This is a genomic window from Streptomyces sp. NPDC088732, from assembly GCF_044751205.1.
Taxonomy (GTDB): Bacteria; Actinomycetota; Actinomycetes; order Streptomycetales; family Streptomycetaceae; genus Actinacidiphila.
Genome location: NZ_JBIVLI010000024.1, coordinates 80,316 through 94,358 on the forward strand (window position 1 = coordinate 80,316; position 14,043 = coordinate 94,358).

Genomic DNA, 14,043 nt, shown 5'->3' on the forward strand with positions numbered 1-14,043 from the left:
CTCGCGGCGGGCGCCGCCGTCATTGGATCAAGCTTTGGAGATACGTTGAATCACTCACAACTTCGGAACCGTGTGCGGGGGCTGCGGTCCGATCTGGTCCCGAGCATTGCCGGTGTGGCCGACGCGACGGGCGGCAGTGTGCTGGGGCGGATCATCTTCGCCGACAGACCGGCCGAGCCCACCTTGGTCGATGGGATCCCCTGCCTGACCACCCACATGGCGAACGGGAGTGGCGCTCCGATCGAGGAGGTCTGGCGGACCGACCGGCCCGCGCGCTCCGGCACGTCGGGGGACGCCGTCTATTCCGAGGACGGCGAGTACCTGTTCTACGCCGTACGCCTCGGGCCGCAGCCGGTGTACCGGGAGCCGGTGCGCGAATTGTACGATGACGCCCTGCGGTTCATGTGGGAAAGCGGCTACACCCACCTGGTACGCATGTGGAACCTGATCGGCGACATCACCGGCCCGAACGCGGAAGGTGTCGAGATCTACCGCGACTTCTGCGTCGGCCGGGCCGAAGCATTCGCTGCTTGGGCCGAACAGTTCCCGCAGTTGCCGGCCGCCACCGGAATCGGCACGCTCAGTCCCGGCATCGACCTCTGTGTCCTCGCCGCGAAACAGGGCCGGACCGTCCACCTGGAAAATCCGCGGCAGACCCCGGCCTACCAGTACCCGTCACGGTACGGACCGAAGTCTCCGAGCTTCGCCCGCGCGACGTTCCTGCGGGGGCAGCAGACGGGGAGCGTGTTCGTGTCGGGCACGGCCAGCATCCTGGGTGAGGACACCGTGCACGCGGACGACGTCACACGGCAGACCCTCGAGACCCTCTGCAACATCGACGCACTCGTCGGTCGCGACAATCTGCACCGGCACGGCGTGGAAGGCCACGGTTACGCCGCGCGGGATCTCGACCAGGTCAAGGTCTACGTCCGCGATCCCGAGCACCTTGCCACCGTTCGCGACATCTGCGCGCAGGTGTTCCGCGCCGACTCCGAGATCGCCTACTTCAACGTCGACGTGTGCCGGCCCGACCTGCTCGTGGAGATCGAGGGGGTGTGCCGGCAGCGCCCGGCCAGTTCGGACCCGGATGCGCGAGTCGCCGCTGAGCTGATGGCGGATGTCGATGGTGTCGGGATATCCGGTCGGGAGCCGGGCAGCTCCGAATCGGTCGGGAATGTCGGCGAGTAGGCCGTGGCCGGAGCAGGGTGAGGTGGGCGGCGCGGTGACCGCGGCAGGCTCGACCACTGCGTCCGAGCTGAGCGACTCGGACGAGTTCGACCCGCGATCACACCGCCGCGCTATTGGTGGGTCTTTTGATTACGGGAAGGTGTAGGCATGCCACAGATCACGGTCCAGTACCCGGAAGCCCTGGCGGCGGGTTTCGACAGGAGAGGGTTCGCCTTGGCCACGCATGCTGCGGCCTCCGACCTGATCAGTAGCGCGCTGGGGGGATTCAAGACCCGGTTCCTCGTCCTCGACGAGACTGTTGTCGGCGACGGAAGCCCCCACCACCACATGGTTCACGCAATCGTCGACATCCTGCCAGGCCGTCCCGAGGAGCTGAAGGAACGCTTGGGAAAACTGATACTGGGCCTGCTCAAGGAGCACCTCACGATCCCCAGCGCATACTCCGTCCAAGTAACCACTGAGATTCGGGAACTGCAGGGCTATCATCAGCTCCTTCTCCCCTGATCTCGGTCATGGGCGGGACTGTGTGCGCCAGGGTCCCAGAGGTCATCAGGATTCAACGGCGGATAAGCGAGACAGTCGTTTTCCTTCATTCCGAGGGGCGGGATTAGATATTATGGATACCATGCTGCACTGTACTGAATGTAATTACGAGTACGATCTGGCGTTGGCCGATAAAGTGTCGGTGCTGACCCACCACTATGTCTCCGAATATGTGGAACTGTTGCGCGCCGACCCTGTCGTACTCCGACGACGCGCCGCACCTCAGCTCTGGAGTCCCCTCGAGTACGCCTGTCACATGCGCGATGTGCTGTTCGTCCAGCGAGAACGGCTGCTTGCCGCGCGACGCAGCGACTCGCCGGTCACCGAGCCGATGGGGCGGGACGAGCGGGTCGAACACGACGGATACATTCAGCAGGAACCGGCCGATGTCGCTCGTCAACTGAACGACGCGGCCCTGCTGTTCACCCACGGACTCGACCAGCTCGGACCCGCGGACTGGGAACGCACTCTGAGCGTCCCCTACCCCGAGACGGCCGTGCGATCCCTGCGTTGGTTCGCAGTGCACACGCTGCACGAGTTGCGGCATCATCAACTCGATATGCGCCGCCAGCTGGAACACGCGTAGGCGGCTCCATCCTGTCATCGCCGGGGCATGTTCGTGGTGCGGGTGTCGGCGTGAAGGGCCTGCTCGGACTGGCCCTTGGGGCGTCGGACCGGAATGTGTATGCCGATGCCGATGCCGGCGCCGCGCGTCGCGGGCCAGGCAGTGCACACAGCCCCGCTCCCGGAACCAGCGCAGGACCAGCACGGCCTGACGGGACGGACTCAGCGTACGAGATCTCCGCGGAGTGCCCAACCGCCGTCGGTGCGCGTCCGGCAACCGGGAAAGTTGATCCACGACATGGCGCGGAACGTCGAGCGTGGCAACATGGGTAACCAACGTAAAGCCTCTGGTGGTTCGGACAAGATCTTGTGGTGAGACCTTGTCCTGCCAGGGGCTTTTCGTCTGCCGCCGACCAGGATGGATTTGTCCGATCCGCCCGCAGGCGAGCTGTTGGCAACGTTTCGCGAAGATCATTTCACGCTGCCGTGCGACGGCCGGGTGGCTATGGTCCTGCCATGAGGATCATGGCGGTCGGCCTCGGGGCCGGTGCGGGATTCGGGGCCGCCACTTCACTCGTCAACGCGCTGTCCTCCCCGTACTCGGACATCGGCGCGCCGATCACCGGCACCGTGTGGGCCGACGCCGCCAAGGTGCTCAGCCTGCTGATGGACGCGGGCTGGGCGTGGGCCGCACTGGCCGTGCTGGTGGGTGCGATGGCCCGAACGCCGCTCCAGGGCACGCTGGTTGGGGCGGTGTCCCTGGTCGCCGCCACGGGTGCGTACTACGCGACGGACTCCCTCGTCGCGGACGCGGGCGGTGGTTTGGTGGTCTGGTGCGTGGCGGCGCTGCTGTTCGGATCGGTCCTGGGGGCAGTGGGCGCGAGCACAAGGCGACGCGGAGTGGCCGGACTGGCGGCCGCCTTGACCGTGCCGGTGGGCGCCGCCCTGCAGATGGTGGTGCTGCCGCCCGGGCCGGCACTCCTCCCCTTGAGCCCACCCGCGGTCCTCGCCCAGACCATCGTCTGGGTGGCCGCCGCGCTCGGTGCCGCCTGGGCCCTCCACCGCTACTGGACCGAACGGCGGCCGGGGCGGCCGGCCGAATAGGTGTGGCAGAGCCGGAAACCGAGCGCTATGCTCCCCGCGATGACGACCTTCCCTCTCAACAGATCGGGGGTCCCGTCCGCGCAAGGTGAGTGCTGATGCTCACTCAGAACGCGTACGGGGATTCCCGTCTTTCGCTGTGGCTGCGCGTACGCGAGTACGCCGTGCCGCCGTCCATGATCGAGGCCGCGACCGCCCGCCGCCGCGCGGGGGACTGGGCCGGCGCGTGCGCCGCCGCGGGCTTCGACGTCGATCTCGATCTGCGCGCGCTGGCCCGCACGCACGGCGGGCTTCTCGCGGCCCGGGTCCGCGCGGATCTGCGCCATCTGGCTCCCGACCTGCTGCGCTGGCACATGCCGAGGATCGCCCCCGACGGCCTGTTGCGGCCGGGGCTGACGATCCCCCTGGCCCGGTACCAGGACGGCGAGCGGTCCCTGCACCTCGTGGTGCGGACGCCTCCGGCCTGGGCGGATGCCGGTCAGCGCATCAGCCTCGCGCTGTGGGAAGCAGGTCAGGCCGCGGCGGGTGCCCACCCCCACCCCCGTCCGCACCGCCGGTTCCGGCTCGACCTGCACCGGCACCTGTGGGACGCCCGCAGGGCCGACGAGTTGCGGATCCGGTCGGGAGCGGACCGGCCGCCCGCCGGCGACCGGTCCCCTGACCCCCGGTGTGCCGTCGGCCGATGGCCCGCGGAGGCCGAGCTCGTGCTCCGGGCCGAGGGCCGGCGAAGCGGCGCCGTTCTCGTCAGACCTGGCGCGCGGGACCCGCTGCTCGTGGACCTGACCGCGACCGGGGACGGTTCCGGTCCGCCCACCGTACGCATTTCGTCGCTTCGTGCGGAGGACCGGGCCTCCCGGCTGCCGGTGCTGCCCGACGCGGCGACCTGGGTGCTGCCCGACCTGGAGCTGCTGCGCGCCGGGGCCGTCACGGCGGACCGGCTGCACCCGCTGGTCGCCGCCGCTCTCGTGCCGGGGCACGTGCCGCCGGACTCCCGCCGGGCCCCCGGCACGGCGGGGGATCCGCGGTTGGTGGAGTGCCGCGGCGCCCGGCACCGGATCGGTCAGGTCGACGGGATCCTCGTCCCGCTGGACCACGGCCCGGACGAGATCCGCAGGGAGGAACTGCTGGCCGCGCTGACCGGCACCCCGCTTCCCTGTCTCCAGGCGATCGACGAGGTGCACCGCCGTCCGGACTGCCTCCCCGGCGTCCGTGAGCGCCTGGACCACGGCGACACCGCCGGGGCGCTCGCGGTCGTCGAGGGCCTGCTCGGTCCCGAAGCCGTGCTCCGAGACGGCCCGTTGCGGGACGAACTCCAGGCGGCCGCGGAGCGGCGGATCGTCCACGGGCTCTTCCGGGCGGGTCTGGCCGAGCCCAGGTCCCGCCGTGTCCCGGACCGGGGCGGGTCCCGCGACCGCCGCTCCCGCCCCCGGTCCGCGACCTTCCGCTGACCCGGGTCCGCGAACCGCGTCCCTCCCGTCCATCTGCCGTTCCTCCCTCACGAATCCCAGGTGATGCCTCATGCCCACAACTGCCCCACTGCCCACGGCCGGAATGCCACTCGACCCCGACCGCACCTCCCGACTCGACGTCGCCGGCGCCCTGCTGGGCCTGTTGCGCGACACGACCACGGAACCGCGCCCCGATCCGCAACTGGAGGCCCTGACCCTGGCGGTGGCCGCCGACCTGCCCGTGCTGCTCTGGGGCGAACCGGGCATCGGCAAGAGCGCGGCCCTGACGCAACTCGCCGCCGCCCTCGACCTCCCCCTGACCACGGTCATCGCCAGCGTCCACGAGCCGGCCGACTTCTCCGGCCTGCCCGTCGTCGGGGACGATCCGGCCGAGCAGGGCGTCCCGATGGCCCCGCCGGACTGGGCCGTGCGGCTGGTGCGGGCGGGCCGGGGCCTGCTGTTCCTCGACGAGTTGTCCACCGCCCCGCCCGCCGTCCAGGCGGCGCTGCTCCGCCTCGTGCTGGAGCGGCGGATCGGCGCGCTCCGACTCCCGCCCGGGGTACGGATCGTGGCCGCCGCCAATCCGCGGTCCTCGGCGGCGGACGGCTGGGAGCTGAGCCCGCCGCTGGCCAACCGGTTCGTGCACCTCAAGTGGACCCACGACCACGAGGTCGTCGTGCGCGGCCTCGGCGGGACCTGGCCGAGGGCCACGCTGCCGACGCTCGACCCGCGGCGGTTGCCGGAGGCGGTGGCCTTCGCGCGCCGCGCGGTCTGCGGACTGCTGGCCGCCCGGCCCGCCCTCGTGCACCAGCTGCCCGCCAACGAGACGCGCCGCGGCGGCGCCTGGCCCTCGCCCCGCAGCTGGGAGATGACCCTGCGCCTCATCGCCTTCGCCACCGCGGCCGGTTCCTCCCGTGACGTGCTGTCCCTGCTGGTGAGAGGAACGGTGGGGGACGGGCCGGGGCTGGAACTGCTGGCCAGCACGGACCGGATGGACCTCCCCGACCCTGAGGACCTGCTCGCCGACCCCGCGGGCGCCGTCCTGCCCGAACGCGGGGATCTGCGGCAGGCCGTGCTCGACGGCGTGGTGCAGGCCGTGCGCGCGAGACCGGACAAGTCCCGTTGGGACGCGGCGTGGGCGCTGCTGGTGCGGGCGGTGGAGACCGGGGCGCCGGACCTGGTCGTCGTCCCCGCGACCACTCTCGCCACACTGCGCCGCCAGGACTGGGACGTACCGGCCTCCATCGAGCGGCTCGCCGGAACGGTGGCCCTGTCCCGCCGGGCCGACCGGGCCGCGGCCCGCGTCGCGGCCGCCGCGAAGGCCGGCCGGTGACCGCGTACGACGCGCCGGCTCCCGCGCCCGGCACCCCCGGCGCGCTGGACCGCGACAAGCTCTTCGCCGCCCGGCTGCACGCCGCCCGTGCCCGCCCGTACCTGGCGACGGCGCTGTTCGCCCTGCGCACGGTGGAGTCGCCGCGGACGCCCACGATGGCGGTCGACCGGCACTGGCGGTGCTATGTCTCGCCCGCGTTCGTCGACCGGACACCGGTGGAGGAATTGGCCGGCGTCTGGGTGCACGAGGTCTCCCACCTGCTGCGCGACCACCACGGGCGCAGCGACCGCCTGGCGAAGGAGCGCGGCCTGACCGGCCCCGGCGACCGGTTGCGGATGAACATCGCCGCCGACTGCGAGATCAACGACGACGTGTACGGCGACGGGCTGGTGCGGCCCGCGGACGCCGTCGTGCCCGGGACGCTGGGACTGCCCGAGGACCAGCTGATGGAGGAGTACGTGAGCCGGTTCCGGCTCGGGCCGCACACCCAGGGCATGGTCTGGCTGGACTGCGGCAGCGGCGCCGACGGCCTCGACCGCGGCTGGGACCTGGGACCGGAGGGCGCGGACGGCCTCAGCGAACAGGAGCGGGACGCGGTGCGGTTCCGCGTGGCGCAGGGCATCAGGGGCCGGCCGGGGACGGCTTCCGAGCAATGGGAGCGCTGGGCGGAGCAGGCCTTCCATGCTCCGCAGCCGTGGCGGGAGTTGCTGGGCGCCGCGGTCCGCTCGGCGGCCTCCGGCTCCGGCGCGGGGGAGGACTACTCGTACGGCCGGCCGTCCCGCCGCTCCGCCGGCGTGCCCGGAGTCGTCCTGCCGAGCCTGCGGCGCAGACCGCCGCGGGTGTCCGTGGTCATCGACACCTCCGCCTCGGTCAGCGACGCCGAACTCGGCAGTGCCCTCCTCGAAGTCGCCGCCATCTGCCAGGCCGTAGGGGGCCGCCGCGACATGGTCACCGTCGTGCCGTGCGACGCGTCGGCCCCCGTCGCGCACCAACTGTGCCGTGCCGAAGGGATTCCGCTGCTGGGGGGTGGGGGTACGGACCTGCGGGCCGGCTTCGCCGCGGCGCTGCGGGCCCGGCCCCGTCCGGACGTCGTCGTTGTCCTGACGGACGGTCAGACGCCGTGGCCGCGGGCGCGCCCGGCGTGCCGCACGGTGGTCGGCCTGTTCACCCGGTGGTCGTCGTCCGTGCCGTCCTACGACGACGGCGACGACGGCGAATCCGTCTACGTCCCCGACGCGCCCCCGGACTGGGCGCGTGTGGTGGAGATCGGTTGACCCGGCGGGGTCGGGACTTCTCCCCATGCAGGCCGGCGCGCGGCGGCTGTACCGCTGCCGCCGGCCCGCACAAAATGCGGAATCCTCCCGATGGCCAGGGGACTCCGTCCTGACAGCATCGTCCCGCGAACAAGATCGGTGGCCCCATGGCAGGTCCCCTACCGGGCCGTGCCACCGGGCCGTGGCAGCATGCGGAAGGGGCGTCGTGGCAACCGTGCGGAGCGCTCACAGCGTCCGGGACGGCGACCTGCCGGAGGGCAGCGGAGTCGTCACCCTCGACTCCTCGGACAGGGGCACGCGGCCGGTGCCCCGGCCCTCGCGCGCGAACGAGGCCAACGGCCGCACCAGCCCCGAGGAGCTGATCACCGCCGCGCACTCCAGCCGCTTCTCGATGGCCCTCTCCCACGGTCTGTCCGGCGCCGGGACGCCCCCCACCCGGCTGGTGACCTCCGCCGACGTGACGTTCGTGCCGGGCACGGGCATCACGGGCGTCCACCTGACCGTCGAGGGCCGCGTCGACGGCATGGACGACGACGCGTTCGTGGCCGCGGCCGAGGACGCCGAGAAGAACTGCCCCGTGAGCCAGGCCCTCGCGGGCACGACGATCACGCTGTCGGCCACGCTCGCCTGACACACGGACGCGATCGAGGACAGGACCCCGGAGGCGGCTCGCGCCTTCCGGCGGCAACGAAGCATTCACAAGGTGAGAACGAGGTTCGGGTGACGGTGGACCAGGCAGCGAACGGGAACATGGCCGATGTGCGGGACATGTACATGGCCCACACCATGATGCGGCGCGAGTTCCGGCTGCTCCCGCAGCTGGTGCGGGACGTGCCGGCGGGCGACACGCGGCGTGCCGAAGTCGTCGCGGCCCACGCCGACACGGTGTGCCGGATCCTGCACCTCCACCACGAGGGCGAGGACGAGGTCCTGTGGCCGCGCCTCCTGGAGCGCGGTGGCGAGGGGACCGCGGCGATCGTGCCCACGATGGAGGAGCAGCACCACGGGATCGACGAGGCACTCGGCGACGCCACGGAACTCCTCGCGGGCTGGCGTTCCACGGCTCGGGGCGGCGACGAGCTCGCCGCCGCCTTCGAGCGGCTGCTCAGCGCGCTGCTGGAGCACATGGCCCTGGAGGAGAAGGAGATCCTGCCCCTGGCGGAGCGGCACATCACCGCCGCCGAGTGGATGCTCCTCGCGGAGCACGGGCTGGAGAAGACGCCGAAGAAGGACCTGGTGCTCGCCTTCGGCATGATGGCGTACGAGGGCGAGCCGGAGGTCGTCAAGGCGGCGCTCTCGCACGCCCCCTTCGTCGCCCGCATGATCATGCCGATCGTCGGCCCCCGGGCCTACGCCGCGCACGCCAGGCGCGTGCACGGCACGCCGACCCCGCCCCGCGTGGGCGGGTGAGCACGGTCCCGGACCCGCAGGTCGCGACCGGACCCCTGAGGGAACGGGCGGACGCCGCGCGCAACCGCGCCGCGATCCTCGAGGCGGCCGCCGGGCTGTTCGCCGAACACGGTGCGGACGGTGTGTCCATGGACCAGGTGGCGATGGCAGCGGGGGTCGGCAAGGGCACGGTCTTCCGCCGCTTCGGCGACAGGGCGGGACTGGCCGCGGCCCTGCTGGCCGAACGGGAGCGGGACCTGCGCGAAGCCGTCACGCACGGGCCGCCCCCGCTCGGGCCAGGGGCCCCGGCCGGCGACCGCCTCACCGCGTTCCTCGACGCCTACCTCGACCACGTGATGCGGCACCTCGATGTGGCGCGCCTGCGCGAGACCGCGGCCGCGGGCACGGGCACGCGCCGCGGGGCGGAGCCGTACCGCTTCTGGCACGGCCACCTGGTGACCCTGCTCGACGGCCCGGCCGATCCGGAGGCCGCGGCCCACGCGCTGCTCGCCAATCTGTCCGCCGCGCAGGTGACCGCCGTGCTCGCAGAAGTGGGCGAGGACCGGATGCGCAGCTGCCTGACCCGCCTGGCCCGGGCGGCGCTGCGCCCCCTGTGACGCCGAAGCCGGGCGCGCCGTCCGCGGCGAACAATCAGCGCGGGCGGTTCCGGGGCGCCCGCGATCCGCGGCAGCCGTGCGCGGACCCGCTCCACGGCCCCGCTGCCGGCGGCGAGGGGAGCCGGCCGATGCAGCCGGGGCCCGCGGTGCCGCTCGGCCTGGGTGGATCCACTCCAGGACCAGGGTGTGCCGGTCGGCCGCCCGCACCTCGGCGCGGCCGGCGGTCGCAGTCCCGCCGCCTCCGCGGCGAAGAGGCCGTCCGGGGCGCTGCCGGGCGTCTTGGCGAAGACCACGTCGCGGCCCAGCAGAGTCGCCGCCCTGGGGCCGAGGCCGCCGGGCCGGTTCACGGCGCCGGGCCGGTTCACGGCGCTGGGGCGGCCGGGGGCGTTCCGGCGGGCGACGGCAGGGTGAAGTCGGCCGATGAAGCCGGGCCCGCGGCGCCCCCATGAAGCGGCCCGCAGGCCGTGCGGAGCGGCCGGGTGCCCCGTGGCACACCGGCCGCCTTCGCCTCACGTCCGGGTTCGGATCAGGCGGTGACCGTCTCGCCGGGCAGCGACAGGTCCAGGTCGACCAGCCGGTCGTGGCCCGGGTGGGTCGCCGAGGAGGCCAGCGGGCCGTGCCCCACGGCGCGCGCGGCGAGGACGTAGTGGCCCTCGGCCGGGACGGTGAGGGTGTACGTGCCGTCGTCGCCCGATATCGTCGCGCCCGCCTGGCGGCCGCGGCGGTCGATGAGCGTCACCTTGGCGCGGGCGACGGGCGCGCCGCCCGCGGCCAGCACCCGGCCGCGGAAGCCCCGCAGGACCGCACCGGCGTTCGCCAGGTTGGCCTCCTCCTGGCTGCTGACCCGCAGCTGGAGCGTGGCCGCCCGCCGCCCCGGCAGGCCCAGGGCGAGGAGCACGCCGACGCCGACCGCGGCGGTGGCGATGAGGAACGACACGCGGAAGCCGTGCATGGTCGGGAGGGCGACGCCGTTCACGTGGTCCGCGGTGTTGGCGAGCACCATGCCGATCACGGCACTCGACACCGAGGTGCCGATCGACCGCATCAGGGTGTTGAGCCCGTTGGCGGCGCCCGTCTCGGAGGCCGGGACGGCGCCGACGATCAGTGCGGGCAGGGACGAGTACGCCAGGCCGATGCCGGCACCCAGGACGACCGCGGTGATCACGGTCTGCCAGGCGGAGTCCATCAGCCCGAGGCCGCCGCCGTAGCCGAGCGCGATGATCAGCATGCCCATGATGAGGGTGACCTTCGGCCCGAAGCGGGCCGAGAGCCGGGCGTAGACGGGGGCCGTCAGCATCATCGTCAGGCCCAGCGGGGCGACGCACAGGCCCGCGACGACCATCGACTGGCCGAGACCGTAGCCGGTGGCGGCCGGCAGCTGGAGCAGCTGGGGGAGGACCAGCGAGACCACGTAGAAGCTGACGCCGACCATGATCGAGGCCAGGTTGGTGAGGAGCACTTCGCGGCGCGCGGTGGTGCGCAGGTCGACCAGCGGTGCCTTCACCCGCAGCTCCATCAGGCCCCACAGCAGCAGGATGACGACGGCCGCGCCGAACAGGCCGAGCGTGGTGCCGGAGGACCAGCCCCAGTCGCTGCCCTTGGTGATCGGCAGCAGGAGCAGCACCAGGCCGGCGGTCAGGCCGATCGCGCCGGGCAGGTCGAAGGAGCCCTTCGCGCGCATCGGGGACTCGGGCACGGCGACCAGGGTGAGCGCGATCGCGATCACACCCAGGCCCGCGGCGGCGTAGAACAGGGCGTGCCAGTCGCTGTGCTGCGCGATCAGGGCCGCGCCGGGCAGCGCGAGGCCGCCGCCGACACCGATCGAGGAACTCATCAGGGCCATCGCGGAGCCGAGCCGCTCGCGCGGCAGCATGTCGCGCATCAGGCCGATGCCGAGCGGGATCGCGCCCATGGCGAAGCCCTGCAGGGTGCGGCCCACGATCATCGTGAGCAGCTCGCTGGTGACGGCGCTGATGACGGCGCCGACCACCATGATCGCGAGGCTGGTGATCAGCAGCCGGCGCTTGCCGTAGAGGTCGCCGAGGCGGCCCATGATCGGGGTGGCCACGGCACCGGAGAGCAGGGTCGAGGTCAGGACCCAGGTGGCGTTGCTCGGGGCGGTGTCCAGCAGTTGCGGCAGGTCCTTGATGACGGGGACGAGCAGCGTCTGCATGACCGCGACAACGATGCCTGCGAAGGCGAGAACGGGGACGACGGCCGCGGTGGTTCTCCGCGTGGGCTGGTCGGTCGTCGTGTGGGTCATTGAGTGGGGCCTCCGGGCCGGGAAGAGGACATGGCGTCGGTGGTTACACCACCACCCCGTGCAAACCCGTATGTCGAGGCAACTATTCCGGGCACGCCGGACGAAAATGCGCCCGGGCGGACCGGCGGTGTCCTGGGGGTGTCCTGGGGTCCGCCGGGGGTCCGCCGGAGACGTCGTGCCAGGGGCCGGCGCGCTGTCGGCCCCCGCCACCGTGCCGTGGCGGGGGCCGACCTGTGGCGTGAGGGCTGTGGCGGGTTCCGTACCACGGCCGCCGCGCGTTCTCAGCCTGCCCCGGGCCCCTGGGGGCCGCGCGCGGGGCGCGGCCTCCCCGGTGACGGGCTGCGCCCGCCGGACATGCATCCAACCGGATGGTTGTTTTCTGGCACCACGGCGGGCTATGGTTCCAACCAACCGGATGGATTTAAATTCGTCCGGCGCTCACCGCAACCCCTTGGAGTCCCCGTGTCCCCTGCGTCGTCCCCCCGCATTCCCTTCGGAGCCCACTCGACGGCCGCGGAGGTCGTCCACGGCGTGGACCTGACCGGCAGGCGCGCCCTCGTCACCGGCGGCGCGTCCGGTATCGGGCTGGAAACCGCGCTGGCCCTCGCCGGGGCCGGGGCGGAGGTGATCCTGGCCGTACGCGATCCCGAAAGCGGGGAACACGCCGCCGACCGGGTCCGGCAGGAGACCGGCAGCCGGAACGTCCATGTCGCCGAGGTGGACCTGGCCGACCCCGCGGGCGCCCGGGCCGTGGGCGAGAGCTGGAGCGGCCCGCTGCACATCCTCGTCAACAACGCCGGCATCATGGCGCTGCCCGAGCTCAGCCGCACCGAGCAGGGCTGGGAGAGGCAGTACGCGGTCAACGTCCTCGGCCACGCCGCCCTCACGCTGGGGCTGTACGACGCCCTGCGCGCGGCGGGCGGCGCACGCGTGGTCACGGTCAGCTCCTCCGCGCACCTCATGGCCCCCGTCGACTTCGACGACATCCACTTCACCCGCCGCCCCTACGAGGCGTGGACGGCCTACGGGCAGTCCAAGTCCGCCGCCATCCTGTTCACCGTCGCCCTGGCCCGACGCTGGGCGGCCGACGGCATCACCGCCAACGCGCTGCACCCCGGCGGCATCATGACCAACCTCCAGCGCCACCTCAGCGACGAGCAGCTCCGCTTCGTCGGCGCGACCGACGAGGCCGGCCGGAAGCTCCAGGTGCCGCCGGGCTGGAAGACGCCGCAGCAGGGTGCCGCCACCTCCGTGCTGCTCGCCGCCTCGCCGCTCGTGGACGGCGTCACCGGCCGCTACTTCGAGGACTGCCAGGTGGCCGCGCCTCAGCCCGACCCCGCGCCGGGCAGGAGCGGCATCGCCGCTTGGGCGGCCGACGAGAGCGCCGCCGACCGTCTGTGGGGCGACATCACGAAGGAACTGGGCTTCTGAGCCGCGACCGGGGCGGCGCCCGGCCCCGGACCGGCACCTCAGGAACCGGGCGCCGCGCCGGCGGAGTTCGGTCGCGGCCGCGCGCACCGGGGAGGACCGCCCGTCGGGGCGGCACCTGATCCGGAGCCGGATTCCCGCGCCGCGCGAAAGGCCCGTCTCTTTGTCCGGGCGCGGATATTTTAGGCTGTCCCCATGGTCTACGACTCTGCCGCTACGCGCGCCCGCCTCATCGAGGCCGCATACGGCGAATTCGTCGCGCACGGTCTCGCCGGTGCGCGGGTGGACCGGATCGCCAAGGCCGCACCGGCCAACAAGCAGGCGATCTACGCCTACTTCGGTTCCAAGGACGAACTCTTCGACGCCGTGCTCGAAGCCCGGTTGCGCGTGCTGGCCGACGTCGTCCCGTTCACCCCCGACGACCTCGCCGGGTACGCCGGTGCGCTGTTCGACGCCTTCACCGACGACCCCGGCCTGATCCGGCTGACCCAGTGGAAGGCGCTGGAGCGGCCGGAAGCGTCGGCTGCGGAACGCGACAACCACCTGGCCAAGGCGCAGGCCGTCGCCGACGCACGGGGCGCGGGCCTCGAAGCGGGCATGGACGCGCTGATGATCGCCCTGTCCGCCGCGCAGTCCTGGCTCTTCACGCCGCCCGGGATCAGGAACCCGCCCGGGGACGACGAGGCCGCCCGGCGCGACCGCCACCGCGCCGCCGTTGTCGCCGCCGTGGCCGCGATGACCGACCGGCTGCTGCCGCACTCCGGCTGACCGGGCCCCGCACGACTGGCCGCCGTCCGGATCGTCTCCGTCCACGGGGCGCTCGCACAGGCCAATGCCGAGCGCACGGCCCACGGGGAGCCGGCCGACGCGCGTGACGAGGGTGCGCTCGCCGATG

The 14,043-nt window shown here is 72.8% G+C and carries 13 protein-coding genes; 12 read left to right on the plus strand and 1 reads right to left on the minus strand.

All coding sequences use genetic code 11. The features are described from left to right. Positions 1-114: 114 nt before the first annotated feature. The 10 genes from ACIP9H_RS33020 (at position 115) to ACIP9H_RS33065 (ending at position 9,457) form a co-directional block, all read left to right on the plus strand. Entirely contained in the window at positions 115-1,188 is a 1,074-nt protein-coding gene (locus tag ACIP9H_RS33020) for an FkbO/Hyg5 family chorismatase (RefSeq protein ID WP_401962491.1), read from the plus strand. 147 nt (positions 1,189-1,335) lie between these two features. After that, positions 1,336-1,692, plus strand: a complete 357-nt coding sequence (locus tag ACIP9H_RS33025; protein WP_401583497.1) for a 5-carboxymethyl-2-hydroxymuconate Delta-isomerase — start codon at positions 1,336-1,338, stop codon at positions 1,690-1,692. A gap of 112 nt (positions 1,693-1,804) precedes the next feature. Then, positions 1,805-2,317 carry a DinB family protein gene (locus ACIP9H_RS33030; protein WP_401583495.1) on the plus strand — a complete coding sequence of 171 codons (513 nt, stop codon included), beginning with the start codon at positions 1,805-1,807 and terminating at the stop codon, positions 2,315-2,317. Between the two features lie 494 nt (positions 2,318-2,811). Next, complete coding sequence (locus tag ACIP9H_RS33035) at positions 2,812-3,399, plus strand: hypothetical protein (protein ID WP_401583493.1); 588 nt, start codon at positions 2,812-2,814, stop codon at positions 3,397-3,399. A 95-nt stretch (positions 3,400-3,494) separates the two neighbouring features. Beyond that, a complete protein-coding gene (locus ACIP9H_RS33040; protein ID WP_401583491.1) occupies positions 3,495-4,844 on the plus strand; it encodes a hypothetical protein in 1,350 nt (449 codons plus the stop codon). A 70-nt stretch (positions 4,845-4,914) separates the two neighbouring features. After that, positions 4,915-6,177, plus strand: coding sequence for an AAA family ATPase (locus ACIP9H_RS33045; protein WP_401962495.1), 1,263 nt, complete (start codon positions 4,915-4,917; stop codon positions 6,175-6,177). Further along, the gene (locus tag ACIP9H_RS33050; RefSeq protein ID WP_401583488.1) at positions 6,174-7,451 is read left to right on the plus strand and encodes a VWA-like domain-containing protein; all 1,278 of its coding nucleotides are present in this window, start codon (positions 6,174-6,176) and stop codon (positions 7,449-7,451) included. The genes ACIP9H_RS33045 and ACIP9H_RS33050 overlap by 4 nt, the downstream gene beginning before the upstream one ends. A 205-nt stretch (positions 7,452-7,656) precedes the next feature. After that, the gene (locus tag ACIP9H_RS33055) at positions 7,657-8,082 is read left to right on the plus strand and encodes an OsmC family peroxiredoxin (RefSeq protein ID WP_401583486.1); all 426 of its coding nucleotides are present in this window, start codon (positions 7,657-7,659) and stop codon (positions 8,080-8,082) included. A 95-nt stretch (positions 8,083-8,177) separates the two neighbouring features. Next, the gene (locus ACIP9H_RS33060; protein ID WP_401962499.1) at positions 8,178-8,861 is read left to right on the plus strand and encodes a hemerythrin domain-containing protein; all 684 of its coding nucleotides are present in this window, start codon (positions 8,178-8,180) and stop codon (positions 8,859-8,861) included. Beyond that, entirely contained in the window at positions 8,858-9,457 is a 600-nt protein-coding gene (locus ACIP9H_RS33065; protein WP_401962502.1) for a TetR/AcrR family transcriptional regulator, read from the plus strand. Before ACIP9H_RS33060 ends, ACIP9H_RS33065 begins: the two co-directional genes overlap by 4 nt. 526 nt (positions 9,458-9,983) lie before the next feature. Here ACIP9H_RS33065 and ACIP9H_RS33070 read toward each other — a convergent pair. Next, a complete protein-coding gene (locus ACIP9H_RS33070) occupies positions 9,984-11,720 on the minus strand; it encodes an MFS transporter (RefSeq protein WP_401583480.1) in 1,737 nt (578 codons plus the stop codon). Positions 11,721-12,182: 462 nt separating this feature from the next. On the opposite strand from ACIP9H_RS33070, the gene ACIP9H_RS33075 reads away from it, so the two are divergent. Both ACIP9H_RS33075 and ACIP9H_RS33080 read left to right on the plus strand, forming a co-directional pair. After that, positions 12,183-13,151: an SDR family NAD(P)-dependent oxidoreductase gene (locus ACIP9H_RS33075; RefSeq protein WP_401583479.1), complete on the plus strand. Its 969-nt coding sequence runs from the start codon at positions 12,183-12,185 to the stop codon at positions 13,149-13,151. Positions 13,152-13,343: 192 nt separating this feature from the next. Further along, positions 13,344-13,916, plus strand: a complete 573-nt coding sequence (locus tag ACIP9H_RS33080) for a TetR/AcrR family transcriptional regulator (RefSeq protein ID WP_401583477.1) — start codon at positions 13,344-13,346, stop codon at positions 13,914-13,916. Positions 13,917-14,043: the final 127 nt, after the last annotated feature.

What these genes read in the sequence shown, in the direction of transcription:
- ACIP9H_RS33025 (WP_401583497.1), top strand. Translation starts at nt 1,336, where the DNA reads ATGCCACAGATCACGGTCCAGTACCCGGAAGCCCTGGCGGCGGGTTTC.
- ACIP9H_RS33030 (WP_401583495.1), top strand. Translation starts at nt 1,805, where the DNA reads ATGGATACCATGCTGCACTGTACTGAATGTAATTACGAGTACGATCTG.
- ACIP9H_RS33035 (WP_401583493.1), top strand. Translation starts at nt 2,812, where the DNA reads ATGAGGATCATGGCGGTCGGCCTCGGGGCCGGTGCGGGATTCGGGGCC.
- ACIP9H_RS33040 (WP_401583491.1), top strand. Translation starts at nt 3,495, where the DNA reads ATGCTCACTCAGAACGCGTACGGGGATTCCCGTCTTTCGCTGTGGCTG.
- ACIP9H_RS33045 (WP_401962495.1), top strand. Translation starts at nt 4,915, where the DNA reads ATGCCCACAACTGCCCCACTGCCCACGGCCGGAATGCCACTCGACCCC.
- ACIP9H_RS33070 (WP_401583480.1), bottom strand. Translation starts at nt 11,720, where the DNA reads ATGACCCACACGACGACCGACCAGCCCACGCGGAGAACCACCGCGGCC.
- ACIP9H_RS33080 (WP_401583477.1), top strand. Translation starts at nt 13,344, where the DNA reads ATGGTCTACGACTCTGCCGCTACGCGCGCCCGCCTCATCGAGGCCGCA.